Genomic DNA, 26542 nt, shown 5'->3' on the forward strand with positions numbered 1-26542 from the left:
GGGTTGACTAGTTTTTTAATGTTATCTATATAAAGTAAAGTTGCCTTTAAACTCTCTTTTGTCATTCGGTGCATTTAATTTGATGATATACCAATAATCACCTGATGGTAATAGTTTACCCTTATAAACTCCGTTCCAAGATTGTTGAGTTCCTTTATATTCGGTAATTAATCGTTGATATCTATCAAATATTTTTACGGTTATGTCCGGATATATTTCAATATTTCTAGGATACCAAGTATCGTTTATACCATCTCCATCTGGTGTGAAGAAATTTGGAATTTCAATATCTTTAACTTCAATAATTTCTGAAACTATACATCCTTTATTGTCTTTAACATAGAATGTGTAGAAACCTGCTCCGCTTACTGAAAATACATTATTACTTCCAAAATCACTTTCATTAACATCTGGTGATATAAGTTTATCCGTATTTTTAAGCATTGCATATTGATATTCTGGCTCACCATTAGAAGCATTGACTACGTACTCTACTAAAGAATTCGTATTCTGAATATCAAGACTTACCGGTGTATAAGCTTCTACATTTACTACAACAGGCTCATCTGTACAACCAGTACTGGTATTTCTAACTCTAACGGTATGTTCTCCATTGGGTACATTTTCAAATACATTTGAAGATTGATAAGACCCACCGTTTAAACTATATTCAACTTCATTTTGATATTGTGCCGCTACATTTGCAATAATTTGATTTTCAGATCCTTCACATTTGAATCCTGCATCAGCTGTTAATTCTAAAAATGTTAATTGATCTATGGATACCGATTCTATAGTTTCACATGTATTTACACCTTTTACTTTGCGGATTATAATTTGGTAATCACCACTTGTCAATCCTGTAAAACTGGACGATGATTGGAAAGTTGTACCTCCATCTATACTATATGACAACGTATTACCCGCACTATTCTGACTCACATTGATGTTAATAGATCCATCACTTCCTCCATAACAAACAACATCTACTTTTTCAACAGCATATTCAATTTCTTGGTCAAAATCGATATTGGCAACCGTAGTTGTAGTACAACCGTTCGCATCTCTTACGGTAATGGTATGATTACCTTCAGTAGTAACTTCAAAAATATTTGAATCCTGATAGGTTGTTCCGTTATTAATACTGTATTGGTAAGGAGCTGTACCTCCAGTTCCGGTAGCCTCTATTCTTCCACTTAAAACATTACCGTTACAAGGCATAATATTATCTAAAACACTATTGGTAGCTTGTAATAAAGTTGGCTCTCCAATTGTAAATTGTTGTACGTCAAAACAACCATCAGTATTCGTAACTTTTACTGAATAAGTACCAATGTCTAAACCGGTAAAGTCGTGTGATTTTGAAGCGGTTGGCCCTTGAGTAGCAATTACCGAACCTCCTTGAGACAACTCATAAGTAAAAGTAGCTGCATCATCTACAACAGTAATATTAACTTTTCCGTCAGCACTATCTTTACACAACGCATCTGAAGGTGTAAATGTTACATCCAAACCAAGTACAGTAATAGTTCTAGTAGTAACGGTACAACCTGTTTTGGTTTGTGTTACAGTATAAATACCTGGACCGGTAACCGTAATAGTCTGACCAGTTCCTAAGTCATTATTATCCTGGTCAACCCATTCGTAAAGGTTATATCCGTCGTGACCAGAAATTGTTAAGTTGTTATTACAATATTGTTCAGTACTATCAAATTGACAAGAACTCGTATCAACAAATAAATCCATGGAACCCACATTAGGTAACCCACAACCATTGATGCCAATTAAACCTGGTTGATCTGAAACATTTTCGCCAGAAGTAACACCTCCATAGGAAGAGCTGATTGTATTTTGTAATAGATTAGTACAAGCATCTGTATAATCAAAACAATTATCAGAAGCAGTTACTTGATATCTTATATTATATGAATCTGAAGCACTATTCTTTAAGACTAACGTATCATCAATAGTAAACGTTATTTGTCTTGTGGCAGCATTAAATGTATATGTAATCAAACCGGGGGCCAATGGAGTACCTGATGCATCCAAAAATTCGAATGTAGTATCATCTAAGGTTACATTTATTGGCAATGTATTGGTTACAACAGTGTTTGTAGCATCATCTGTACCAATGTTTTTAAAATTAATATTGTACCAAACGGTTGCACCTAATGGTACAGGTGAGTTATAAGTTATAGGATTGTTAGACGTATCTTCAACACTAGTAAGGACCTGTAAAACAGGTTCAATAATATTGATTGAAAATGTATTTAAAAAGGTGAAGATGTGATCACCTCCGGTGGTATTTGTTACACGTACGGTGGCTCCGGTCTCTCCATTTCCTATTAGTGAATTACCTCCATTTAAAGGAGTAATGTCCAATATTTTTTGATCCCAACCCAATGTGTTTGTACTATTTAAATTTCTGTTGGTTACAATAGCTCCATCATGAGTTATATTACTGCTAAAGAAGTTATCTACATCGTTGGCTGGGTCATAAAGTGCTGTAAAACCAGGCTTTCCGTCTGCTTTAAATTGCATTTGATCACCGTACAACCCTAAATCACCTTCTAAAGCTGCAACTCCAACTTTTCCCTCAACAGGTCCTGAAGGTGGTGTTGTAAATCCTGAATAGCTAAAATCAACCGTCTCATATGGAGCATCGTTTACATAAGACAATCCGTCAAATGTACTAATGTATTTTCTTGGTTCGGACGGATCCTCATATACAATAACCAAAGACCAACCTGCTGCATTATTAGTACCTTCATTTGTGCTTAAATCCGCTACATAATAATCACCATTAGGGTTAGTAATTGAAGTTACAATTGATGTAACATCTTTGTAATAAATTAAACCTAAATCCTCTCTGAGTGATGAATTTGTAATATCTGCTGTTAATGTTTGATAACTGCCTCCAGGAATTTTAAATTTAATAACATTTGGAGCTGGATCAGAGGGTGCTGACACTGCACCCCAATATAAACCTGCATACACCACTCTATTACAAGAGCCTGTTGTAAAATTGGCACTACTGGAATTAAAAGTTGAAGCATCTCCATCAATATCTACAAAAACCATTTCAATATCATTGTTACGGTCAGTTCCATTATATGGTTGATTACTAGTTTCGCCTAGAATTGAATTACCAATTATGGTTAATTCACCATTTATACCAGTGCTTTCAAATCTTTTCTCAAAAGGAATGGTAGTTTGGGCATTTGATAATAACGGGAAAATTAATAATGCTAATAAAAGTAAAAGTGTGATATAGATAAAATTACACTTTTGATTAGTCTGGGTTGGTTTCATATTGTATAAGTATTTAGCGAAATTATAAGGTTAAACGCATGTTTGCTTCTTTTAGTATATACATAACAACTAATAATCAAAATTTCCTACCTCAAAGCTTTTTTCTGTTATTTTAGAATAAGTGCTTAAAACCAATTTAACATCATAATGTCGTGTAATTGAATTGTTTTAAGAAAAAAGTTCAGGAAGTTTGTAAACTAATGTTATATGGAGTTTTAATAATAAAACTAATAGTGATTTGGTAAGAAAAATGTGGAAGTGTATTATTTTTTAGAAGCTACAACTTTTACTGCAGATAAAACAACATAACTGATTATAATTAAAGGAATTGCAATAGTTTTAAGAAATACGGTTAGTATAATGGAAATAATTAAAAATAATATTTCTATAAAATTATTTTTTAACGTGAAATTTTTAAATTTTAATGAAAAAAGTGGAATCTCGGCATTCATTAAAAAACTAAAAATCAAAGTAACCGCTATTAAAAAATACGGATTTGAAATTAAATTAATAGCAACATCATTATTGCTGTAAGCCAAAATTACAGGCAAACTTAAAACGAACAATGCCATTGCAGGGGTTGGCAACCCAATAAAAGAAGATGTTTGTCGCTCATCTAAATTAAATTTTGCCAATCGATATGCGGCTGCTAAGGTTAGTAACAATCCAATAAATGGTAATAATTGAATTGGTTGAAACTTAAAACCAACCCAAATCATCGTTTCCGTATTTTCTACTGTGGTAATTTTCTCAAAAAAAGAAGATTGAAAAGAATTTTCATTGATAGAACTTAACATCAACTGAAACATAACAATTCCGGGTACTACACCACTGGTAACCACATCTGCTAACGAATCTAGCTGTAACCCCAACTCACTTTGAACATTTAACAGCCTTGCTACTAATCCATCAAAAAAGTCAAAAAATATTCCAATACAGACAAAAATTGCAGCCGTTACCAAGTCGTTATTTGCAGCAAACATTACCGCAATTACGCCCGACAATAAATTTAACAAGGTAATAATATTAGGAATATGCTTTTTGATAGGATTTGGTTTTTAGAATAGCAAATTTAGTTAAAAACATTTGAGATTTAAGATTTAAGATTCAAAATTGTCGGAAGACCAAAGACAGACAAAAGAAACTACTGCTAACTGAACACTTAACACTGCCAACTGAATAGTCATAACTATGTTAATAAAATATATTGATACAGTTTTATATTTTAAAGTGATTTGTTACTTTAGCAAACACACAAAATTTCAAGCAATTTAATGTCAGAACAAACCAAATATACCGAAGATAATATTAGGTCGTTAGACTGGAAAGAGCATATCCGTATGCGTCCAGGTATGTATATCGGTAAGTTGGGTGATGGTTCTTCTCCCGATGATGGTATCTACATCCTTATCAAAGAGGTGATTGACAATTCTATTGACGAATATGTGATGGGTGCTGGCAAAACCATTGAAATTTCGGTAAGGGACAAAACCGTTACCGTTAGGGATTATGGGCGAGGCATTCCACTTGGCAAGGTGGTTGACGTGGTTTCAAAGATGAATACGGGCGGTAAATATGATTCCCGAGCATTTAAAAAGTCTGTAGGATTAAATGGTGTGGGCACAAAAGCTGTAAACGCTCTGTCCTCCCATTTCAAGGTACAATCCGTTAGGGACGACAAAACCAAAATAGCAGAATTTGAGCAAGGAAATTTAACCAATGACGATAAAGTTCAAAGTTCTTCATTGAGAAAAGGCACCAAAGTAAGTTTTACACCTGACGAGACCATTTTTACCAATTACAAGTATAGAAACGAGTATATTATAAAAATGATTAAAAATTATGTCTACCTTAATCCAGGGTTGACAATAGTTTTTAATGGGGAAAAATATTTTTCAGAAAATGGATTAAAAGATTTATTAGATGAAAACATTTCTGAGGAAGATATGGCCTACCCCATCATACACCTCAAGGGCGAAGATATAGAAGTTGCCCTAACTCATAGCAAATCACAATATAGTGAAGAGTTCCACTCATTTGTAAACGGACAACATACCACGCAAGGCGGTACGCACCAAAACGCATTCAGGGAGGCCTTGGTAAAAACGGTTAGGGAATTTTTTGGCAAAAACTATGAAGCTTCGGATGTTAGAAAATCAGTAGTTTCCGCCATTAGCGTTAAAGTAATGGAGCCTGTTTTTGAAAGCCAGACCAAAACTAAATTGGGCTCAACGGAAATGGGCGGTAACCTGCCAACGGTAAGAACTTTTATTCTTGATTTTGTAAAGCGTAACCTTGACAATTACCTGCATAAAAATCCGAATACTGCCGAACAAATGCAAAAGAAAATCCTACAAGCTGAACGCGAACGCAAGGATTTATCTGGAATTAGAAAATTAGCTAGAGACCGGGCAAAAAAAGCAAATCTTCACAACAAGAAATTACGCGATTGCCGTGTCCACTTGGGAGATATGAAAAAAGAAAATCGATTGGACAGCACGTTGTTTATTACCGAGGGCGATTCGGCTAGTGGTTCTATCACAAAATCACGTGATGTCAACACCCAAGCGGTATTTAGCTTACGGGGAAAACCGTTGAACTCCTTTGGAATGAGCAAAAAAATCGTTTACGAAAACGAGGAATTCAATTTGCTTCAAGCCGCATTGAATATTGAAGATGGCATTGAAAACCTTCGTTACAACAACATAGTAATTGCCACAGATGCCGATGTTGACGGAATGCACATTAGATTGTTGTTGATCACATTCTTTCTTCAATTTTTTCCTGAATTGATTAAAGAAGGGCATTTGTATATTTTAGATACGCCTCTTTTCAGGGTGAGGGATAAAAAAGAAACCTTTTATTGCTATTCCGAGACCGAAAAACAAGAAGCCATAAGTAAACTGAGAGGAAAGCCAGAAATTACAAGGTTTAAAGGATTGGGGGAAATTTCGCCTGATGAATTTGCCAATTTTATTGGTGATAGCATTCGCTTAGACCCAGTAATGTTGGATAAAGAAATGTCTATAGAACAATTGTTGACTTTTTATATGGGCAAAAACACACCCGACCGACAAAAATTTATCATTAATAACCTAAAAGTTGAACTTGATTTAGTTGAGGAAGTATAATGCAAGAAGAAGAAAACCAACCTGAAAATAATTCCGAAAACCACACAGAAGAGACCATAACCAAGGTAACCGGTATGTACAAAGACTGGTTTTTGGACTATGCCTCTTATGTTATTTTGGAACGTGCCGTTCCCGCTATTGACGATGGGCTAAAACCCGTACAACGTCGTATTATGCAGTCCATGAAAGATTTGGACGATGGTCGTTATAACAAGGTTGCCAATTTAGTTGGTCATACCATGCAATACCATCCGCACGGCGACGCAAGTATTGCCGATGCCATGGTGCAACTCGGCCAAAAAGAACTGCTGATAGATATGCAGGGTAACTGGGGAAATATCCTCACGGGGGATAGTGCGGCAGCATCCAGGTATATTGAAGCCCGACTGTCGAAGTTTGCATTGGAAGTAGTTTTTAATCCAAAAACAACCGAATGGCAGGCTTCTTATGACGGAAGAAGGAAAGAACCTATTGATTTACCGGTAAAATTCCCTTTATTGTTGGCACAAGGTGCAGAAGGAATTGCCGTTGGTCTTTCAACTAAAATACTACCGCATAATTTCAATGAACTTATAGATGCTTCCATAAAGCACTTAAAAGGCAGGAGTTTTAAACTTTTCCCTGATTTTTTAACAGGTGGAATTGCCGATGTTACCAATTACAACGATGGTAAACGCGGTGGTAAGGTTAGGGTACGTGCTAAAATTTCTCAATATGACAAAAACACACTGGTTGTTAATGAAATACCTTACGGAACTACAACCTCATCTTTAATAGATTCTATTCTTAAAGCCAATGATAAAGGTAAAATAAAAATTAAAAAAATAGAGGACAACACTGCTGCCGAAGTTGAAATACTAGTGCATTTGCCCAATGGCGTTTCTCCAGACAAAACCATTGATGCTTTATATGCGTTCACCAACTGTGAAATGTCCATTTCCCCATTATGCTGTGTAATTGAGGACAACAAACCTATTTTTATTGGAGTTAACGAAATGCTTCGGAAATCGACAGACCACACCGTAGCTTTGTTAAAACAAGAACTCGAAATACAACTTAGCGAACTGGAAGAACAGTGGCATTTTGCTTCGTTAGAGCGTATTTTTATAGAGAACAGAATTTATCGTGATATAGAAGAAGAAGAAACTTGGGAAGGCGTAATTTCAGCTATTGACAAAGGTTTAAAGCCTTTTACCAAAAATTTAAAAAGAGCCGTAACCGAAGAAGACATAGTACGTTTAACAGAAATCCGTATCAAAAAAATATCAAAATTCGATATTGACAAAGCTAAACAACATATTGAGAGTCTGGAAGAAAAAATTGCTGAAGTAAAACACCATTTAGCCAATTTAATTGAATTTGCCATTGATTATTTTAAAAATTTAAAAGAAAAATACGGTAAGGACAAAGACCGAAAAACAGAAATTAGAATTTTTGAAGATATTGTGGCGACCAAAGTGGCAATGAAAAATGCCAAATTGTACGTTAATCGAAAGGAAGGTTTCTTTGGCACATCGCTGCGAAGGGAAGAGTTTGTAGCGGATTGCTCTGATATTGATGATATTATCGTCTTTTTGGAAGATGGCAGAATGATGGTTTCCAAAATAGATTCAAAAGCCTTTGTAGGTAAAAACATTATACATATTGCCGTCTTTAAGAAAAAAGACAAACGTACCATTTACAACATGATTTATCGTGATGGGAAATCCGGACCTACATACATGAAACGTTTTGCTGTTACCAGCATTACGAGGGATAAAGAGTACGATTTAACCGCGGGCAGTAAAAACTCCAAAGTATTGTACTTTTCCGCTAATCCTAATGGAGAAGCCGAAGTGGTTATGGTTTATTTAAGGGCATTGGGTAATATCAAAAAATTAAAGTGGGAAATCGATTTTGCTGATTTGGCCATTAAAGGTCGTGGAAGTAAGGGAAATACTGTTACCAAACATGCTGTTAAAAAGATAGAACTGAAAGAAAGAGGCATTTCAACATTAAAACCGCGTAAAATATGGTTTGACGACACAGTACAACGCCTTAATGTTGAAGGAAGAGGCGACCTATTGGGTGAATTTACCGCAGAAGACCGCTTGCTGATCATTACCCAATCAGGAACTATAAAAACCATTATTCCTGAACTTTCCACGCATTTTGACGACGATATGATAGTGCTGGAAAAATGGATACCGAACAAACCTATTTCGGCCATCCATTACGATGGTGAAAAAGAACGTTATTTCGTTAAGCGTTTTATGATAGACAATCCCAATAAAGAGGAAATTTTTATTACTGAACACCCAAAATCGCAATTGGAGATCGTCGCTACGGATTTTAGACCTATGGCAGAGATTGTTTTCTCAAAAAGATCGTTGGAAAACGAAATCATAAATTTTGAAGAATTTATTGCGGTAAAAGGAATTAAAGCGGTTGGAAATCAATTAACTACAGACAAAATAAAACAGATAAATTTATTAGATCCTTTGCCGTATGAAGAACCTGAAGTAAATCAAGTTGAGGTGGTTGAAGAGGAAGAAGTTAGTGATGAAAACAATGACGAAGAATCAGGTCTCAACGAAAAAGAAACACCCAATAAAGATATCAAGAAAGACTCAAATGATGATGATGATGATGACAACCTTGATAAAGACGGACAAATAAAATTGTTTTAGACGGTGAATAATCGAAATTTTCAACCTTTTTTATAATTCAAATAACTTTATGTTGACGGTTTAGACCGTTAGAGATGGCATGTTGATGCGATAAGCGTAGCGGTGCTACGTTTCTAACGTTTCCATTTAATATTACAGCCAATACTTGGTTTTTGAAGGGCATTATTTTCTTTATCTTGCAATAAGCAATCCAATGCATGGCGTAAATCCTTACCTGTTACTTCTACCCCATTCCCTGGACGGGAATCGTCCAATTGACCTCGATATACTAACTTCAAAACTTCATCAAAAACATAAATGTCTGGCGTGCAAGCCGCATCATAAGCTTTTGCTACTTCTTGAGTTTCGTCATACAAATACGGGAATGGATAGTTCATATCACCAGCTACCTTTTTCATTAATTCTGGTGAATCTTGTGGATAATCTTCAACATCATTGGAAGAAATAGCCACAAAAGATATCCCTTTGTCCATATAATAGTTCGCTACGTTGACCAACTCCTCATTTACATGAATTACGAACGGGCAATGGTTGCAAATAAAGAAAATAACTGTTCCTTTATCACCCTTTAGTCCTTTCAATGATAATATTTTATTGGTAACAGAATCCATTAAATTAAAATTGGGAGCTTTAGTTCCCAAGGGAATCATATTTGAGGGTGTCCTAGCCATTTTTTTAAATTATATTTGTAGCTTTAAACTATAAAATTACAAAATATATGTCAGACATCATTTCTTTTGAAGATTTTACCAAAGTAGATATCCGAACTGGGATTATTATTGAGGTTAACGATTTTCCTAAAGCTAAAAAACCCGCTTATCAATTGACTATTGATTTTGGCAAATTAGGAATCAAAAAATCAAGTGCTCAAATAACTGAACTGTATTCAAAAGAAGATTTACTGAACAAACAAATAACCGCTGTGGTTAATTTTAAACCCAAACAAATTGCTAATTTCGTAAGTGAATGTCTGGTTTTAGGTGTTTACAACGATAAAAATGAAGTGGTACTTTTAAAAACATCAACAAAAACAATCAGCGGTACACCCATAAATTAAGATGCCTTCAACAACCAAAATAAACCTACCAAGATTAGAAGAAAAACTGTCTGGCGAACTCTTTTTTGACGATTTGCACAAGAGTATTTATGCTACGGACGCTTCTGTTTATAGAAAAATTCCATTAGCCGTAGCGTTACCTAAAAATAGTAACGATCTAAAGTTACTTATTGATTTTGCACAAACACATCAAATTACATTAATACCAAGGGCAGCAGGAACTTCATTGGCAGGGCAATGTGTTGGTGATGGCATTGTGGTCGATATTTCCAAGTATTTTACAGAAATATTGGAGTTTGACGAAAACGCAAAAACCATAACAGTGCAGCCCGGTATCGTGCGGGACGAATTGAACCTTTACCTTAAACCTTTTGGACTTTTTTTTGGCCCCAATACTTCTACCAGTAATCGGTGTATGATTGGTGGTATGGTGGGCAATAATTCCTCTGGAACAACCTCCATTCAATATGGTGTTACACGAGATAAAATTATTAGTTTAAATGTTTCATTATCAGATGGTTCAGAAACTGTATTTGAATCATTAGACAAGGATACTTTTAACCAAAAATTAAAAGGAAAAAATTTAGAAAGTGGCATTTATAACACACTTTTCCATGAACTTTCAGACAAGGAAAATCAACGGGAAATCATCAAGGAATTTCCTAAACCATCTATCCACCGAAGAAATACGGGTTATGCGGTTGACGAGCTTTTGAAAACATCAATATTTACAGATTCCAATGAACATATAAATATCGCAAAATTGCTTTGTGGCAGTGAAGGAACATTGGCATTTACAACGGCAATCAAGTTACAATTAGATGATTTACCACCGCCTAAAAGTGTTGTGGTTGCAGCACATTTCAATAGCATTCAGGAAAGTCTTGAAGCCACCGTTGTCGCTATGAATCACAATTTATATACCTGTGAGTTGATGGACAAAACCATACTCGATTGCACGAAAAACAATCGTGAGCAACTTAAAAATAGGTATTTCGTTGAGGGAGATCCAAAAGCTATTTTATTATTAGAAATAAAAGCGGATACTGATGAGGAAACCGATAAATTGGCGGATATATTGATTGTTGATCTCAAAAAACACAATTTTGGCTATGCCTATCCAAAATTGTTTAATGAAGATAGTGAAAAAGCGGCTGAACTTCGTAAAGCTGGGCTAGGCTTACTCGGCAATATTGTAGGAGATAATAAAGCCGTAGCCTGTATAGAGGATACTGCGGTAGATTTAAAGGACTTACCCGAATATATCAAGGAGTTTACCGCTATGATGGATAATTATGGCCAGAAAGCCGTGTATTATGCTCATGCAGGTGCAGGTGAATTACACCTCCGCCCTATTCTGAATTTAAAAAAATCAGAAGACGTAGTTCTATTCAAAACCATCACAACAGAAACAGCAAAATTGGTCAAAAAATACAAAGGCTCATTTAGTGGTGAACATGGAGATGGTATTGTACGTGGAGCTTTTATTCCAATGATGATCGGAGATAAAAACTATGAACTGCTCAAACGGATAAAGTACGCTTTTGATCCTAACAACATTTTTAACAAAGGTAAAATTGTGGACGCTTTTCCTATGGATGAATCTTTGCGTTACGAAGTCGACAGAAAAGAGCCTGATATTAAAACCCTAATGGATTTTTCGGATTCCGAAGGCATCTTAAAAGCTGCCGAAAAATGTAATGGTTCCGGAGATTGCCGTAAAACCACGAATATGGGTGGCATGATGTGCCCAAGTTACAGAGCTACTTTAGACGAAAAAGACACAACAAGGGCGAGAGCTAATGCCTTACGTGAATTTTTAACAATCCCGATAGCTATCGGGACTGACAACGACAATAAATTTGACCACGAAGAGCTTAAAAAGGTATTTGACCTATGCTTAAGTTGTAAGGCGTGTGCAAGTGAATGTCCTAGTAATGTTGATGTTGCCAGTTTTAAAGCGGAGTTTTTGTATCAATACCAAAAGGTGAATAAACCTTCTTTTAGAACAAAAATGTTTGCCAATAATGTCAAATATAATAAATGGGGCAGCATTTTTCCAACTTTAACAAACACCATTTTAAATACATCCGTTTCCAAAAAGGTTATGGGTATTGCCATTGAGCGAAGTGTTCCTAAATTGGCAAAACAAACCTTGAGAAAATGGATTAAAAAAAACAAGTCCCAATTAAAGCCAACCCTACCACTTAAAGGCAAATTGACGCTATTTTGCGATGAGTTTACCAATTATTATGATGTTCAAATAGGAATTGATGCTATAAAATTATTGACCAAATTAGGATATAAAATCAATTTTATTGATCATGTTGAAAGCGGTAGAAGCCATATCTCAAAAGGATTTTTAGATGAAGCCAAAGCATTAGCGAATAAAAATATTGCAGTTTTTAAAGATAACATTCACAAAGACAATCCTCTGGTGGGTATTGAGCCTTCGGCGATTTTAACCTTTAGAGATGAATATTTACGTCTAGCAGAAGATAAAGAAGCTGCTAAATCGTTGGCATTTCATGCATATACCATTGAAGAGTTTTTAAGCAACGAAATAGTAGCAGGCAATATTAATACTTCGCAATTTACTAGAGAAACTAAAGAAATTAAAATTCACGGTCATTGTCATCAGAAATCGCTATCTACGATATCAGCGACTTTCAACATGTTAAATTTGCCGGAAAATTATGAGGTAACTATTATCAATTCAGGATGCTGTGGTATGGCAGGTTCTTTTGGATATGAAAAAGAACATTATGAATTGAGTATGCAAGTTGGCGAACAATCGCTTTTTTCTAAAATCAGGAAACTTAATCCCAAAACTGAAATTTCTGCTGCTGGAACTAGTTGTAGACATCAGATTTTTGACGGAACACAAAAGGTTGCATCGCATCCGGTGCAAATACTTTTACAGGCCTTGGAATAAACTTAATTTTGTTTGTTATTCAAGTTTTAATTATATTATTACCATAAATCCAATAAAAATGAACAAAAATAAAGTTTTAACAACGGTTGCAATTTTACTTATACTATTAGGAATAGCTATGATATACATCGGCGGTTTCTACGGGCCCAAAGTAATGCTACCACCAATTATTACGGGAGTTGGGTTCTTTTTAATAGCATGGGCATTAAATGTGTTAAAAGATAAATTATAACCACAAACAATCCAATGCATCGGTTATTAAGTGAAATAGCAATCCCACAGCTACTATTCGAGTGATTTTGAGGAATAGCATTCCAACGTAAATTACGGCGGCATAATAGGTATGTAACGGATGGTAATTTATACTACATCTGAGTGGATCAAAAAAAGGTGTAGCCAGCAAATGGTCTAAATCTATCACCATAGTTAAAATTAGTATTAACCATGCTTTCTTCCATATTGATGGAAAGAAAATATATGCCAAAATTCCAGGAAAAAGAAAATGCAAATTGTAATGGATAATACTTCTAACAACTTCTAAATCCATTCAACTTCTTGATTTTCTAGATAATTAATAGCATTTGGCCCTTCCATAAACAATAAATCCAATATACTTAGGTTTGGAATAAATCCATGTTTATCAGAAAAAACTTGGTAGTACTTTGGTAAATTGTATTTCTTTTTTGATTTGGCATCCGCCAAAAAACGGAAGTCAACACTCTTGTGATAATTTAGCTGGAAATCCTTTGTTCTGTGGATAGTAATTTCCATAGGTAAATTGTCAATCATCAATTCCTGGGAATCCAAATTTAAATCAAGTAGATATTTATGTTTTTTTAAAAGCAATGCTCTCAAATCATCCTCATAAAACTCATAAAATGGTGACGACTTATACGCAGATGCCATAGATTTGATATGCTGTCGCTGCCAACTAATGCTATTGTCCAACAACACGTCTTTTGTTTTTTGCTTACTATTGCCTTGTAATACAGGTATATTAAGTAATTGTTTGCCATTTGCACCGTAAATATAACATCGGGTTCTGTAGGTTTGCTTTTGGTAGTTATCCTCAACCTCAAAAGTAGCTTCGTTTGTATGAGCCAACGCAATAAAATGGATTATTGGAGAGAAATATGTTGGATATAAAATGATAATGAAAAAATGAATTAATGACTAAGACAAAAACTATTGCATTAAAATACTGCTATCTATTTTTTCCTTCTTTTCCTAAAAAAGTCGAAAACAAACCAAAGCACCACTAAACCAATAAACCATTTAAAATAGGATACTGGTTTTCCGTTACCACCAACAGTTGTAAAGAAACGTTCCCAACGTGGGCTCCAGCCTTCCCAGCTCATCCAAATTAATACAGGCTTGCCTACGACGTGATCAAAAGGTACAAAGCCCCAAGCACGAGCATCTAAAGAGTTTTGACGGTTATCACCCATCATCCAATAATAATCTTGCTTGAAAGTATAGCTATCAGCATCTTTTCCGTTAATGAGAATTTCATCTCCGTTAATAATCAAGTTATTTCCTTCATATTCTCTGATAAGCCTTTTATAGAAAGGTAAACTTTCTTTTGTCAATTTAACAGTTTCCCCTTTTTTAGGGATGTAAATGGGGCCAAAATTATCTGTATTCCATCCCAATGAAGGTACATGTGGAAAAACACCGCCATCCCTACCCTTAGGTTGCATAGATTTTGTAACGCTTTTTACAGCCGGGTTTTTAGCAATAAGAGCTGCTTCTTCATCAGTTAAGGTTAAAAAATAATTTCCATTTTGCATACGACCACCTTCCCTTACATTATACCTATTGGCCAAAGCAGTTTGGCTTATTGCTTGACCCCCAGTATTGACGTTAAAATTATATTGTATTTTAGCTCTATCGTTATAAGTTGTACGTTCTCCATTAATATAAATATAACCGTCACGTATTTCCAATGAATCTCCAGCAATAGCCACACAACGCTTAACCAAATTCGTTTTTTTATCAATGGGCTTGTAATAATTTCTATCGGGATTGAATTTGTTCATATCCAACAAAGTATCCGCAGGTTGATTGAAAACCACAATATCGTTACGTTTTATTTTTTGGAAACCGGGCAATCGCATATAGGGCAATTGCAATTTATTTTTCCAAGAGGTTTCCTTTTTCTCAATGTTATCATTAAAAAGATATGATTTACTATTGGTAAAAGGAATCGTGTCATGTACCATTGGCAAAGCGACCGTAGTCATTGGCACCCTTGCTCCATAATGGAATTTACTCACGAACAGGAAATCGCCTATTAACAATGTCTTTTCCAAAGAAGAAGAAGGGATTGTATAAGGCTGCATTACATAGGTATGAACCAACGTAGCTGCTATAATTGCAAAAACAATAGAGCTAATCCACTCCCCTGCGGTTGTACGTGGTTTTAAACTTCTATCTTCAATATACTCAACATCAGTCGCATAATTGACGTAAAAAATATAAAGTCCAAGCGTTATAATTACAAGAATAGTATCTAATCTTGAATTTTTACCAAAACTTCTAATGGTTTCTACCCAAACCACTGGAAACATCAGCAAGTTGACGATAGGAATAAATAGTAAAATTACCCACCACCATGGGCGATTGATAATTTTCATTAATATTATGGCATTATAAACGGGTATGGCGGCTTCCCAAGCCTGTCTTCCTGCTTTTACATATAATTTCCAAGTTCCTAAAAAGTGGATTACTTGTATTACTAGGAAAAATATAAACCATTCTGTAAATGTCATCTTTGTTGTAAGTTATTGTGTTATTAGTTCAAGGTTTAAAAAACAAATTTCAAGTACCAAATTCCAATTAAACTCAAGAAATTAATTTCAAAAAATCAAAACTCTCCAATCGTAATTCGTATATTGATTATCCGTTATTAGTAATAATATTGTGCACGTCATGCTGAACTTGTTTCAGCATCTCATAACTGCTTAAAATTCAGATATTTATTTGATGCGACCCTGAAACAAGTTCAGGGTGACGAACCGATTATGTCACATTACGGATAATCAATTCGTATATCAAATTCCCAACACATCTTTCATGGTGAAAATTCCTTTTTTATCTTTTAGCCACTCTGCCGCAATAACGGCACCTAATGCAAAACCATCTCTATTTTTGGCGGTATGGGTTATTTCTATTTCATCAACATCCGATGTATAGGAAACTATATGCGTGCCTGGCACATTTTCTATCCGTTTTGATGTTATTGGTATGGTCTTTTCGTTTTCTGTTACATCTAAACTCCAGTTTTGTTTATTGGTTTGTTCAATAATTCCCTCTGCCAATGTTATTGCTGTACCGCTTGGAGCATCTAATTTTTGTGTATGATGCGTTTCTTCTAAACTCACATTATAAACATCAAAATCCTTCATTAGCTTAGCAAGTTGCTTGTTCAATTCAAAAAATAAATTAACGCCTAAACTATAATTCGATGCGTAAATAAATGCTCCATTTTTTGATTTGCAATTTGCCACTGCCCTATCAAAATCATCTAACCAACCTGTTGTACCCGAGACAATTGGAACATTGTTGTTAAAGCATAAGTTTATATTGTTAAAAGCTTCTGCAGGTACGCTAAAATCTATGGCAACATCAGCTTTTGACAACTCATAATCGGTTGTATCTACATCTATTTTAGCCACAATTGTGTGGCCTCTTTCCAATGCAATTCTTTCAATGGTCTTACCCATTTTACCATATCCGAATAATGCTATTTTCATGCGGCTAAATTAAAAATTAAAACTGATTGTTGCACCGAATCCCGCTTGATTTGTAGCGGGCATCGTAAAAATTGTGGGATTGAACGAAATATTGGTATTTAAGGCTTTATCGGGTAAATGGGCATCTACGTTGGCTTCAATAATATTTAAAATGTACAAACCTATGGAAATGAACAACGATAAATCCCTATTTTTTTTGTAAAAATTCTGAGCTCTTTCCAAACTGGCTTTAGTTAATTGAGGTTTTTCGCCTGTACCATCAAATTCATGTGGCCTGTCGGCAAGTTCCAATTTAAAAGCTTCTCTGTATCTGTTATATTTATTGTTATTATCAACATAAAAATAAACACCAGTACCCACTGCTGCCCAAACTATAGGCGTTTTCCAATACTTTTTGTTGTAAATCTGCCCCAATCCAGGAAAAACAGCTGAATAAAATGCCGCTTTTGAAGGTGCTAAAATATTAATTTCATCAGCTACAAAAGTGGTATCGATTTTACTGACTTTCAGTTTAGATGGAATCGTGTCTTGTGCAAAAACATTAGCAAAAGAGCTTAAAAAGAATGCAATATAGACACACCATTTGAACATCTATTGCAATAATTTTTTTATGCGATTAAAATCTTCTTGTGAACTAAAAGGGATTTCTATTTTTCCTTTATTTTCGCCCGAAAGTCTAATTTTTACTTTGTTTCCTACAAAATCACTAATTTCTTTAGTGCTTTGTTTGATATATTCCGGGACAGTATTGGTAACGGTAACTTTTTCAGTTGATTTACCTTCACGTACGTTCTTCACCAATTGCTCGGTTTGCCTTACGGAAAGGTTATTTTTGATAATTTTCTCGTAAATATCCAACTGCTTTGCAAAATTATCGACACTAATTAATGCCCTTCCATGCCCCATGGATAAAAAACCATCACGCATACCTGTTTGTATGATCGGGTCTAATTTTAACAGTCTCAAATAATTGGTTACCGTTGACCTGTCTTTACCAACACGCTTACTTAATTCTTCTTGAGTAAGGTTTATCTCTTCGATTAATCGTTGATAAGATAAGGCAACTTCTATAGGATCTAAATCTTTACGCTGGATGTTTTCAACCAATGCCATTTCCAGCATTTCTTGGTCATTTGCCAATCTAATATAGGCTGGAATGGTTTTAGAACCAATAAGTTTTGAAGCTCTAAAACGACGTTCACCAGAAACCAGTTGGAATTTATGACCTTCTAATTTTCTAACGGTAATAGGCTGAATCACGCCCAATTCCCTTATAGAATCTGCTAACTCTTTTAAGTCTTCTTCGTTAAAATGGGTTCTGGGCTGAAAAGGATTTACCTCAATTGAAGACAACTCGATTTCAACAATATTACCTACAACTTTATCGGCGTTTTTGTCTCGTACAGAACGAATATCATCAACAGGGTCTTTTAACAATGCTGATAATCCCCTACCTAATGCCTGCTTTTTTACAGCTTTAGCCATTCTTGTTCTTTTTTAAAATTTCGTGTGCTAAGTTAATATAATTTACCGCACCTTTACTCGTGGCATCATACGCAATAATGCTCTCGCCATAACTCGGTGCTTCGCCCAAACGTATATTTCGTTGGATTATAGTCTTAAACACCATATTCTGAAAGTGTTTTTTTACTTCCGCAACTACTTGATTGGAAAGTCGTAAACGAGAATCGTACATGGTAAGTAACAATCCTTCTATATCCAAATCAGGATTATGGACTTTTTGAACGCTCTTTATTGTGTTTAGCAATTTACCCAATCCCTCAAGTGCATAATATTCACATTGAATGGGAATAATCACGGAATCCGCTGAAGTCAGAGCGTTTAAGGTTATTAACCCTAATGATGGAGCACAATCTATTAATATGAAATCGTAATCGTTCTTTACTTCCTTAATCGCTTGTTTAAGCATGTATTCTCGATGGTCTTTATCAACCAATTCCAATTCAATGGCAACCAAATCAATGTGCGAAGGAACGACATCAACATTTGGCGAATTGGTCGTAACAATAGCATCCTTAATATTTACTGAATGTTCCAATAATTGATAAGTACCTGCAGTAACACCATCAACATCTATTCCCAAACCTGAAGTTGCATTGGCTTGTGGATCTGCATCTATCAATAAAACTTTCTTCTCCAACACGCCTAAAGCAGCAGCTAGGTTAACTGTTGTAGTAGTTTTTCCTACGCCTCCTTTTTGATTTGCAACGGCTATAATTTTACCCATTAAACTCCTTAAATTTTTAGGGTATAAAAATACAACTATTTATGAGTTATAGAAATGAAGTTGTAAACAAAACATGAACAAAAAAACTGCCTTAGGATTGTTTCCAATCTCTAAGGCAGTTTATTATAATGTTAATAAGTTTTATTCGTGATTTTCTGGATATAGGATAGCCAAGATATAACCATCGGTAAGATATTTATTGGCAACCGCTTGGATACTTTCAACAGTAATATTGTCGATTTGTTTTGTTTTACCTGTTATTCTGGACTTATCCAACTTGTCAAAATCGACACTTTTTAAAGCTCCTATCCAATAATCGTTTTTCTTCAAGTTTTCTTTATACTCCATTAGTTGAGCTTGTTTCACCTTTTCAACATCTTCTTCCGTAGGCCCGTTTTCAATAATTTCTTGAACCTGTGCCAAAGCCGCTTCTTTCAATTTTTCAACATTCTCTGGTCCGCATGGGAAAGAAATGGTAAAACTATAAGCACCATAAGGTAATTTGCTCAATCCTCCTCCTGCACCAACTCCGTAAACACCAGCTTCTTCTTCACGAAGTTTTTCAACCAACTTAATTGTTAAAATTTCGCCAAGACTTCGCAATAGATGGTCGTCTTTGGCATTATATTTAGTCTCACCACTATACTGAATCAGTACATTACTTTTGGGTTCTGTACCTTTTTTAATAATTTTTTCGTGAGAGCCCGATAGAGACCTAAATCCTAAATCTTTTATATCTTCTTTTGTATCGGTACTTGGAAGGCTTGCTAAATATTGTTTTGAAAATTCTCTTAATTTGGCTTCATCAAAATTTCCTACAAAATAGAAATTAAAATCTCCGGCATTGGCAAAACGCTCTTTATATTTTTCATATGCTAAATTATAATCGGCGTTATCAAATTCTTCTGGGGTTGGAAAGCCCAAATATCTTTCGTTTTTTTGGTTCATGAATTTTCCCAATTCTATTTGAAAATAAACATTGGGGTTGGACATTATACTCGCTAAAAAAGCTTTTTGTTTACTAGCAAAAGAAGCAAATGCTTTTTCATCTTTATTTAAAGCGGTAAAATTCAAATAAATTAATTGGAATAAGGTTTCTAAATCTTTTGGGGTTGACCTGCCAGATAGTCCTTCACTCGATGCTCCAATAAACGGGCTTACAGATGCAATTTTACCCGTTAGCATTTTACCGAGATCTGTTTTATTATAACCATTTACTCCCGCTTCGTTTAAACCGGCATTGGCTCTTGCCGTTTTTTTATAGGTATCTAAATCATATTCATTGGTTCCTCCGTAACTAAAAGCCTCAAAAAGTACCTCATCGTCTTTAAAATCTGTTTTTTTATACACTACCGTTGCTCCATTGACCAAGGTTAATGTAGTTGTTCCTAAATTTTCGTCTTTAACTTCTTTGATTATTGCTCCTGCTTTCGGAATTTCTGACATTAAAGATTCCCCTAAATCAGAATCTTCATAAGGTTTAATGTCAGATTTTTCTACTTCGGCCAATAAATCAGTCACTTGTTGTTCGGTAATTTTAGGAGTATCTTCTTTATCAGAACCCGTTAATATAACCACTCTGTTATCTTTGTGCAAGTAATTGGAAATTAATTTGTTGATTTCATCCAATTGAATGGTTGGCAATGTTTTTTTATAAAAATTATATTCCCAATCAATTCCGGGTATAGGTTCTTTTTCTAGAAAATTACGTGCATATTCCCCTACATAGCTGGCCGATTCGTTTTTATCCTTATTTTGAAATGCCTTTTCTATACTGGCTAAAATTGCTGTTTTGGCACGTTTAAGCTCATCTTCCTGAAAACCGTGACGCTTTACACGTTCGTTTTCTTCTAACAACGTTTTTAAAGCTGTTAGTTGACCAGTTGGACTGGACATTGCTCTTGATTGATAAGCATTTTTGCTTCTGGCCAGAGTACCTCCGTAGAACGAAGAACCAAAGACAAATGGAGGGTTTTCACCATTGGCCAATTCTCTTAATCGGTTATTTATCATTTGGGAAAATAAGCTTTTGACTATTGATTTTCTATAATCTTCTAAGGTAATTGTGGACTTTGGAGTCTCATGGTCTTTATGCAATAACTGCACTTGGTTAAAAGTAGCCTCCTTATCTGTTGATATGGAAATGAGTGTCTCTTCATGATTTGGAACTTCAAATACTTTACGCTCTCGTGGGTTGGTTTTAGCTTTTGCATTGCTAAAATGTTCTTTAATCTTAGCCTCCAACTTGTCCAAATCAACATCACCCACGGCAATAACCGCCATTAAATCTGGTCTGTACCAATCGTCCCTGAATCTTTTAATAGCTTCGGGCTTAAAATTCTCTAAAATCTCTTTTTTACCGATAGGCAATCTTTCAGCGTACTGAGAATTGTACATCATTTTAGGTAAATAATTGGCCAACATTCGTTTATTCGCCCCTAAGCCTATTCGGTACTCTTCTAGCACCACACCTCTTTCGTTCTCAATTTCTTCATTTGTTAGCAATGTATTAAAAGCCCAATCTTCGATAATTTGAAATCCCTTTTCCAATTTTTCTTCATCATCACTCGGAATTGGCAACTCATAAACAGTTTCGTCAAAACTTGTGTACGCATTTAAGTGTGCACCAAATTTCACACCAATACTTTGTAAATAATCTACCAACTCGTTCTTTTCAAAGTTCTTGGTACCGTTAAAATTCATATGCTCCATAAAATGGGCCAAACCTTGCTGATCTTCGTCTTCTAAAATTGATCCAGCATTTATGACCAACCGCAGTTCAACTTTATTTTCTGGTTTACCATTGTTCCGAATATAATAAGTGAGTCCATTTTCTAATTTGCCAATCCTTACGTTCGGGTCGGTAGGAATTTTAGCGTTTAAGTCTGTTGTTTCTTGTGCAAAAGCTGTAGTACTAATAAATAGCACCGCTAATGCGTAAATTAGTTTTCTCATTGTAGTTTTGGTTTTAATGTTCCTATTATAATTATTTAGTTTTTATTCTTTTTGGACCGAATCATCATTTCTAACATATCCCACATCTCCTGTGGTATTTGCTCCAACATATTAAATTGTCCCGCACCTTGCAACCATTCGCCACCATCTATTGTAATTACCTCACCATTAACATAGGCAGAAAAGTCTGACATTAAATACGCTGCTAAATTTGCCAATTCTTGGTGTTCTCCTACCCTACGTAATGGCACTTTCTTTTTCATATCAAATTTATCTTTTAAATCTCCAGGTAATAACCTGTCCCATGCACCTTTGGTGGGGAATGGTCCTGGTGCAATGGCATTAAATCTAATATTATACTTTGCCCACTCTACTGCTAAAGAACGTGTCATGGCTAATACTCCTGCTTTTGCTGTTGCCGATGGCACCACATAGGCAGAACCTGTCCAAGCATAGGTAGTTACTATATTTAATACCGTAGCTTTAGTTTGTTTTTCGGCAATCCAGTGTTTACCAAAAGCCAAAGTACAGTTTTTTGTACCTTTTAATACAATATCAATAATGGTGTCAAATGCATTTGAGGATAATCTTTCTGTGGGACTTATAAAATTACCGGCCGCATTGTTCAACAGTCCATCAACTTTTCCATATTCGTCCAAAGAAGCTCTGAGCATGGCTTCTACTTCATCATAATTTCTAACATCACACTGTACGGGTAATACTTTGCCTCCTGTTTTTTCTTCCAACTCGGCTTTAACAGTATTTAATTTTTCTAAATTCCGAGAGGTGATTACCACATTTGCCCCCAGTTCTAAAAAATAAGTGGTCATTGCTTTGCCAAGCCCACTTCCGCCGCCTGTAATTACAATTACCCTATCCTTTAAACTGCCTTCTTTGAGCATTGACTCTTGATATGTATTCATTAAGTTTATTTTCTTGTAAAATTATTGAAAAATCCTAAAAACGACCAGAATAAATCTCTTTATTTTTTTATTAAAAAAACTATTGTGCAAAACAAAAGGATTTGTATATTTGCGGTCGATTTTAGCAAGGGCTTATAAAAAGCTTATTTAACTGATAAGAAGATTTTTAAAGATATAGAATAATGAGTAAAAGAACGTATCAACCGTCAAAGAGAAAAAGAAAGAACAAACACGGCTTTAGAGAAAGAATGGCAAGTGTAAACGGAAGAAAAGTTTTAGCCCGTAGAAGAGCTAAAGGTAGAAAGAGACTTTCAGTTTCATCTGATCCTAGCCCGAAAAAATAATGAAATTCAATTTCAATTATATACAAGGTGTTACTTTTTTAGTAACACCTTTTTTTTATATCTTCTTAATAAGTTTTTAAAATTATTAGGTTAAAGAAAATAGAAATTTTAAATATTTGTATCCGCAAAAAATAAATCCATAAAATGCCAAAAAATACAGCCATCAAATCTGTTTTAATTATAGGTTCAGGTCCAATCATTATCGGTCAAGCTTGTGAGTTTGATTATTCAGGAAGTCAATCTTTAAGATCTTTAACCGAGGAAGGAATCGAAACTATTCTCATCAATTCGAATCCAGCTACTATCATGACGGATCCCTCAATGGCTGATCACGTTTACTTATTACCCTTGACTACAAAATCTTTAGTTAAAATTTTAACCGATCATCCTCAAATAGATGCGGTTTTGCCAACAATGGGAGGGCAAACTGCATTAAACCTTTGTATTGAAGCCGATAATAAAGGTATTTGGAAAGATTTTGGTGTAAAACTTATTGGCGTTGACATAGATGCCATCAATATTACTGAAGATAGAGAACAATTCCGAAATTTAATGGGTGAAATTGGTGTTGGTATGGCTCCTCAAGCTACCGCAACATCTTTCTTAAAAGGTAAAGAAATAGCACAAGAGTTTGGGTTTCCACTTGTTATTCGCTCGTCCTATACTTTAGGAGGTGCGGGAGCATCGATTGTTTATAAGCCAGAAGATTTTGATGAATTGCTAAGAAGAGGCCTTGAAGCCTCACCTATCCATGAAGTGATGATTGACAAAGCCATGATGGGTTGGAAAGAGTATGAACTGGAACTATTACGTGATAGAAATGACAATGTAGTAATTATTTGTGCTATAGAAAATATGGATCCGATGGGTATTCATACCGGTGATTCCATTACGGTGGCTCCAGCAATGACCTTGTCAGATAAAACCTATCAGAAAATGCGTGATATGGCCATACACATGATGCGTTCGATAGGCGACTTTGAAGGTGGATGTAACGTACAATTTGCGGTAAGTCCAGATGAAAAAGAAGAGATAATTGCCATTGAAATAAATCCTCGTGTTTCGCGATCTTCAGCATTAGCATCTAAAGCAACAGGATATCCCATAGCGAAAATAGCAACAAAATTGGCCATTGGATATAATTTGGACGAACTGGACAATCAGATCACAAAATCTACTTCTGCCCTCTTTGAACCTACATTAGATTATGTAATTGTAAAAATACCACGTTGGAATTTTGATAAATTTGAAGGTTCAGACCGTACTTTAGGCCTACAAATGAAAGCTGTTGGTGAAGTTATGGGGATCGGAAGGTCTTTCCAAGAAGCTTTACATAAGGCAACGCAATCACTTGAAATTAAGCGTAATGGAATCGGTGCAGACGGTAAGGGCGAAAAAGATTATGAGAAGATTATCGATAAATTAAAAAACCCGAGTTGGGATCGTGTTTTCATCATTTACGATGCCATTCAAATGGGAATGCCATTGAGCAGAATACACGAAATTACCAAAATAGATATGTGGTTTTTACGTCAATACGAAGAACTGCACTTTTTGGAAAAAGAAATATCAACACATAGTTTGGAAACGTTACCGAAGGACCTATTATTGGAAGCAAAACAGAAAGGTTATGGAGACAGGCAAATTGCCCATATGCTAGATTGTTACGAAAGCGAAGTCTATAACAGACGGAAAGAACTTAACATTAACCGTGTTTACAAATTGGTAGATACTTGTGCAGCAGAGTTTAAAGCCCAAACACCTTACTATTACTCAACTTTTGAGAATAATAGTATTATAAACGGTGTGGCTTCCGCCGAAAATGAATCTATAGTCACAGACAAAAAGAAAATCATTGTGTTGGGCTCTGGCCCTAACCGTATTGGACAAGGTATTGAATTTGACTATTGTTGCGTCCATGGGGTGTTAGCTGCTCAAGAAGCAGGTTATGAAGCAATTATGATTAACTGTAATCCTGAGACTGTTTCTACAGATTTTGACACTGCCGATAAACTGTATTTTGAACCGGTTTTTTGGGAACATATATATGACATTATTCAATTGGAAAAACCCGAAGGTGTAATTGTACAATTGGGCGGACAAACCGCATTAAAATTGGCTGAAAAATTGGATAAATATGGTATCAAAATCATTGGGACTTCCTTTGAAGCTTTGGATTTAGCTGAAGATAGAGGTCGTTTCTCTACCTTATTAAAAGAACTGGACATTCCTTATCCCCGATTTGGAACTGCCACAACTGCGGATGAAGCATTAGCAGTTGCCGACGAATTGGACTTCCCTATTTTGGTAAGACCCTCTTACGTATTAGGCGGACAAGGTATGAAAATCGTTATCAACAAAGAAGAATTAGAAAATCACGTAGTTGATTTATTACGTAAAATTCCAAATAACGTATTGTTATTAGATCATTATCTTGACGGAGCTATTGAAGCAGAATCCGATTCCATTTGCGATGGCGAAGATGTTTACACCATAGGTATTATGGAACATATTGAACCGTGTGGCGTACACTCGGGCGATTCTAATGCTACTTTACCTGCTTTTAACTTAGGTGAATTTGTTTTGCAACAGATAAAAGACCATACCGTAAAAATCGCAAAAGCATTAAAGACAGTAGGCCTTATTAATATTCAATTTGCTATAAAAGACGATATTGTATATATTATTGAAGCCAATCCAAGAGCTTCGAGAACTGTACCGTTTATTGCCAAAGCTTATGGCGAACCTTACGTAAATTATGCTACTAAAGTTATGCTTGGCGATAAAAAAGTAAAAGACTTCACTTTTAACCCACAATTAAAAGGGTTTGCCATTAAACAGCCCGTATTCTCGTTTAATAAGTTCCCTAATGTAGATAAAAAACTAGGTCCTGAAATGAAATCTACCGGAGAGAGTATTTTGTTTATCGATAGCTTAAAAGACGACCAGTTTTATGAATTGTATGCCCGAAGGAAAATGTATTTGAGTAAGTAGGGAAAAAGTACGAGGGACGATTTTAGAGGTACGAGGGAAAAGATTAACGATTAACGAATATTGATTAACGATTTCTGAAATTAAAGTTCAAAAATCAAAATTCGTTAATCGTTGTTCGTTAATCAACTAAGGGATAATCAGTTCCTGCAAGGAACAGTCTAACATCTTTCAATTCCAGACTAATAAAATTATATCTTATATAGAATCTTCATTATCTCT

General features: G+C 35.1%; 19 protein-coding genes. 7 read left to right on the top strand and 12 right to left on the bottom strand.

What is annotated here, in order from left to right; genetic code table 11:
• Nucleotides 1-21: 21 nt before the first annotated feature.
• Together UMM65_RS09825 and UMM65_RS09830 are read right to left on the bottom strand one after the other, a co-directional pair.
• Nucleotides 22-3312 carry a T9SS type B sorting domain-containing protein gene (locus UMM65_RS09825; RefSeq protein ID WP_321976338.1) on the bottom strand — a complete coding sequence of 1097 codons (3291 nt, stop codon included), beginning with the start codon at nt 3310-3312 and terminating at the stop codon, nt 22-24.
• A gap of 263 nt (nt 3313-3575) precedes the next feature.
• Complete coding sequence (locus UMM65_RS09830) at nt 3576-4358, bottom strand: CDP-alcohol phosphatidyltransferase family protein (RefSeq protein WP_321976435.1); 783 nt, start codon at nt 4356-4358, stop codon at nt 3576-3578.
• A 228-nt stretch (nt 4359-4586) separates the two neighbouring features.
• On the opposite strand from UMM65_RS09830, the gene UMM65_RS09835 reads away from it, so the two are divergent.
• Nucleotides 4587-6443 carry a DNA topoisomerase IV subunit B gene (locus UMM65_RS09835; RefSeq protein ID WP_321976339.1) on the top strand — a complete coding sequence of 619 codons (1857 nt, stop codon included), beginning with the start codon at nt 4587-4589 and terminating at the stop codon, nt 6441-6443.
• Complete coding sequence (locus UMM65_RS09840) at nt 6443-9112, top strand: DNA gyrase/topoisomerase IV subunit A (protein ID WP_321976340.1); 2670 nt, start codon at nt 6443-6445, stop codon at nt 9110-9112. Before UMM65_RS09835 ends, UMM65_RS09840 begins: the two co-directional genes overlap by 1 nt.
• A 113-nt stretch (nt 9113-9225) precedes the next feature.
• Here UMM65_RS09840 and UMM65_RS09845 read toward each other — a convergent pair whose 3' ends face one another.
• Nucleotides 9226-9783: a thioredoxin family protein gene (locus UMM65_RS09845; protein WP_321976341.1), complete on the bottom strand. Its 558-nt coding sequence runs from the start codon at nt 9781-9783 to the stop codon at nt 9226-9228.
• Nucleotides 9784-9830: 47 nt separating this feature from the next.
• Here UMM65_RS09845 and UMM65_RS09850 point away from each other — a divergent pair, with 47 nt between their 5' ends.
• From UMM65_RS09850 to UMM65_RS09860, 3 genes are read left to right on the top strand one after another with little or no spacing between them, the layout of a single operon-like run.
• Complete coding sequence (locus UMM65_RS09850; RefSeq protein ID WP_321976342.1) at nt 9831-10169, top strand: tRNA-binding protein; 339 nt, start codon at nt 9831-9833, stop codon at nt 10167-10169.
• Between the two features lies 1 nt (nt 10170).
• Nucleotides 10171-13104 (top strand): FAD-binding and (Fe-S)-binding domain-containing protein, encoded by a 2934-nt coding sequence (locus UMM65_RS09855; RefSeq protein ID WP_321976343.1) that lies wholly within the window; start codon nt 10171-10173, stop codon nt 13102-13104.
• Between the two features lie 58 nt (nt 13105-13162).
• Nucleotides 13163-13336, top strand: coding sequence for a hypothetical protein (locus UMM65_RS09860; RefSeq protein ID WP_321976344.1), 174 nt, complete (start codon nt 13163-13165; stop codon nt 13334-13336).
• Here the strand turns inward: UMM65_RS09860 and UMM65_RS09865 are convergent.
• The 9 genes from UMM65_RS09865 to UMM65_RS09905 form a co-directional block, all read right to left on the bottom strand.
• Nucleotides 13331-13651 (bottom strand): DUF6122 family protein, encoded by a 321-nt coding sequence (locus UMM65_RS09865; RefSeq protein WP_321976345.1) that lies wholly within the window; start codon nt 13649-13651, stop codon nt 13331-13333. The two genes, UMM65_RS09860 and UMM65_RS09865, sit on opposite strands and share 6 nt — an antisense overlap.
• Nucleotides 13642-14271: a WbqC family protein gene (locus tag UMM65_RS09870; protein WP_321976436.1), complete on the bottom strand. Its 630-nt coding sequence runs from the start codon at nt 14269-14271 to the stop codon at nt 13642-13644. Before UMM65_RS09870 ends, UMM65_RS09865 begins: the two co-directional genes overlap by 10 nt.
• Before the next feature lie 41 nt (nt 14272-14312).
• Nucleotides 14313-15875, bottom strand: coding sequence for a signal peptidase I (lepB, locus tag UMM65_RS09875; protein ID WP_321976346.1), 1563 nt, complete (start codon nt 15873-15875; stop codon nt 14313-14315).
• Between the two features lie 282 nt (nt 15876-16157).
• Complete coding sequence (gene dapB, locus UMM65_RS09880; protein WP_321976348.1) at nt 16158-16859, bottom strand: 4-hydroxy-tetrahydrodipicolinate reductase; 702 nt, start codon at nt 16857-16859, stop codon at nt 16158-16160.
• Nucleotides 16860-16868: 9 nt separating this feature from the next.
• Entirely contained in the window at nt 16869-17450 is a 582-nt protein-coding gene (locus UMM65_RS09885) for a DUF5683 domain-containing protein (RefSeq protein WP_321976349.1), read from the bottom strand.
• The gene (locus UMM65_RS09890; protein WP_321976350.1) at nt 17451-18344 is read right to left on the bottom strand and encodes a ParB/RepB/Spo0J family partition protein; all 894 of its coding nucleotides are present in this window, start codon (nt 18342-18344) and stop codon (nt 17451-17453) included. It lies immediately after the preceding gene.
• Nucleotides 18337-19107 carry a ParA family protein gene (locus tag UMM65_RS09895; RefSeq protein WP_321976351.1) on the bottom strand — a complete coding sequence of 257 codons (771 nt, stop codon included), beginning with the start codon at nt 19105-19107 and terminating at the stop codon, nt 18337-18339. Before UMM65_RS09895 ends, UMM65_RS09890 begins: the two co-directional genes overlap by 8 nt.
• Before the next feature lie 141 nt (nt 19108-19248).
• Nucleotides 19249-22062 carry a M16 family metallopeptidase gene (locus UMM65_RS09900; protein ID WP_321976352.1) on the bottom strand — a complete coding sequence of 938 codons (2814 nt, stop codon included), beginning with the start codon at nt 22060-22062 and terminating at the stop codon, nt 19249-19251.
• A 35-nt stretch (nt 22063-22097) separates the two neighbouring features.
• Entirely contained in the window at nt 22098-22985 is an 888-nt protein-coding gene (locus UMM65_RS09905) for an SDR family oxidoreductase (protein WP_321976353.1), read from the bottom strand.
• A gap of 182 nt (nt 22986-23167) precedes the next feature.
• On the opposite strand from UMM65_RS09905, the gene rpmH reads away from it, so the two are divergent.
• Together rpmH and carB are read left to right on the top strand one after the other, a co-directional pair.
• A complete protein-coding gene (rpmH, locus tag UMM65_RS09910; RefSeq protein WP_321976354.1) occupies nt 23168-23329 on the top strand; it encodes a 50S ribosomal protein L34 in 162 nt (53 codons plus the stop codon).
• A gap of 144 nt (nt 23330-23473) precedes the next feature.
• Complete coding sequence (carB, locus tag UMM65_RS09915) at nt 23474-26323, top strand: carbamoyl-phosphate synthase large subunit (RefSeq protein ID WP_321976355.1); 2850 nt, start codon at nt 23474-23476, stop codon at nt 26321-26323.
• The last annotated feature ends 219 nt before the right edge of the window (nt 26324-26542 follow it).

Origin of the sequence: Aureibaculum koreense, from assembly GCF_034296135.1 — a bacterium.
GTDB lineage: Bacteria > Bacteroidota > Bacteroidia > Flavobacteriales > Flavobacteriaceae > Aureibaculum.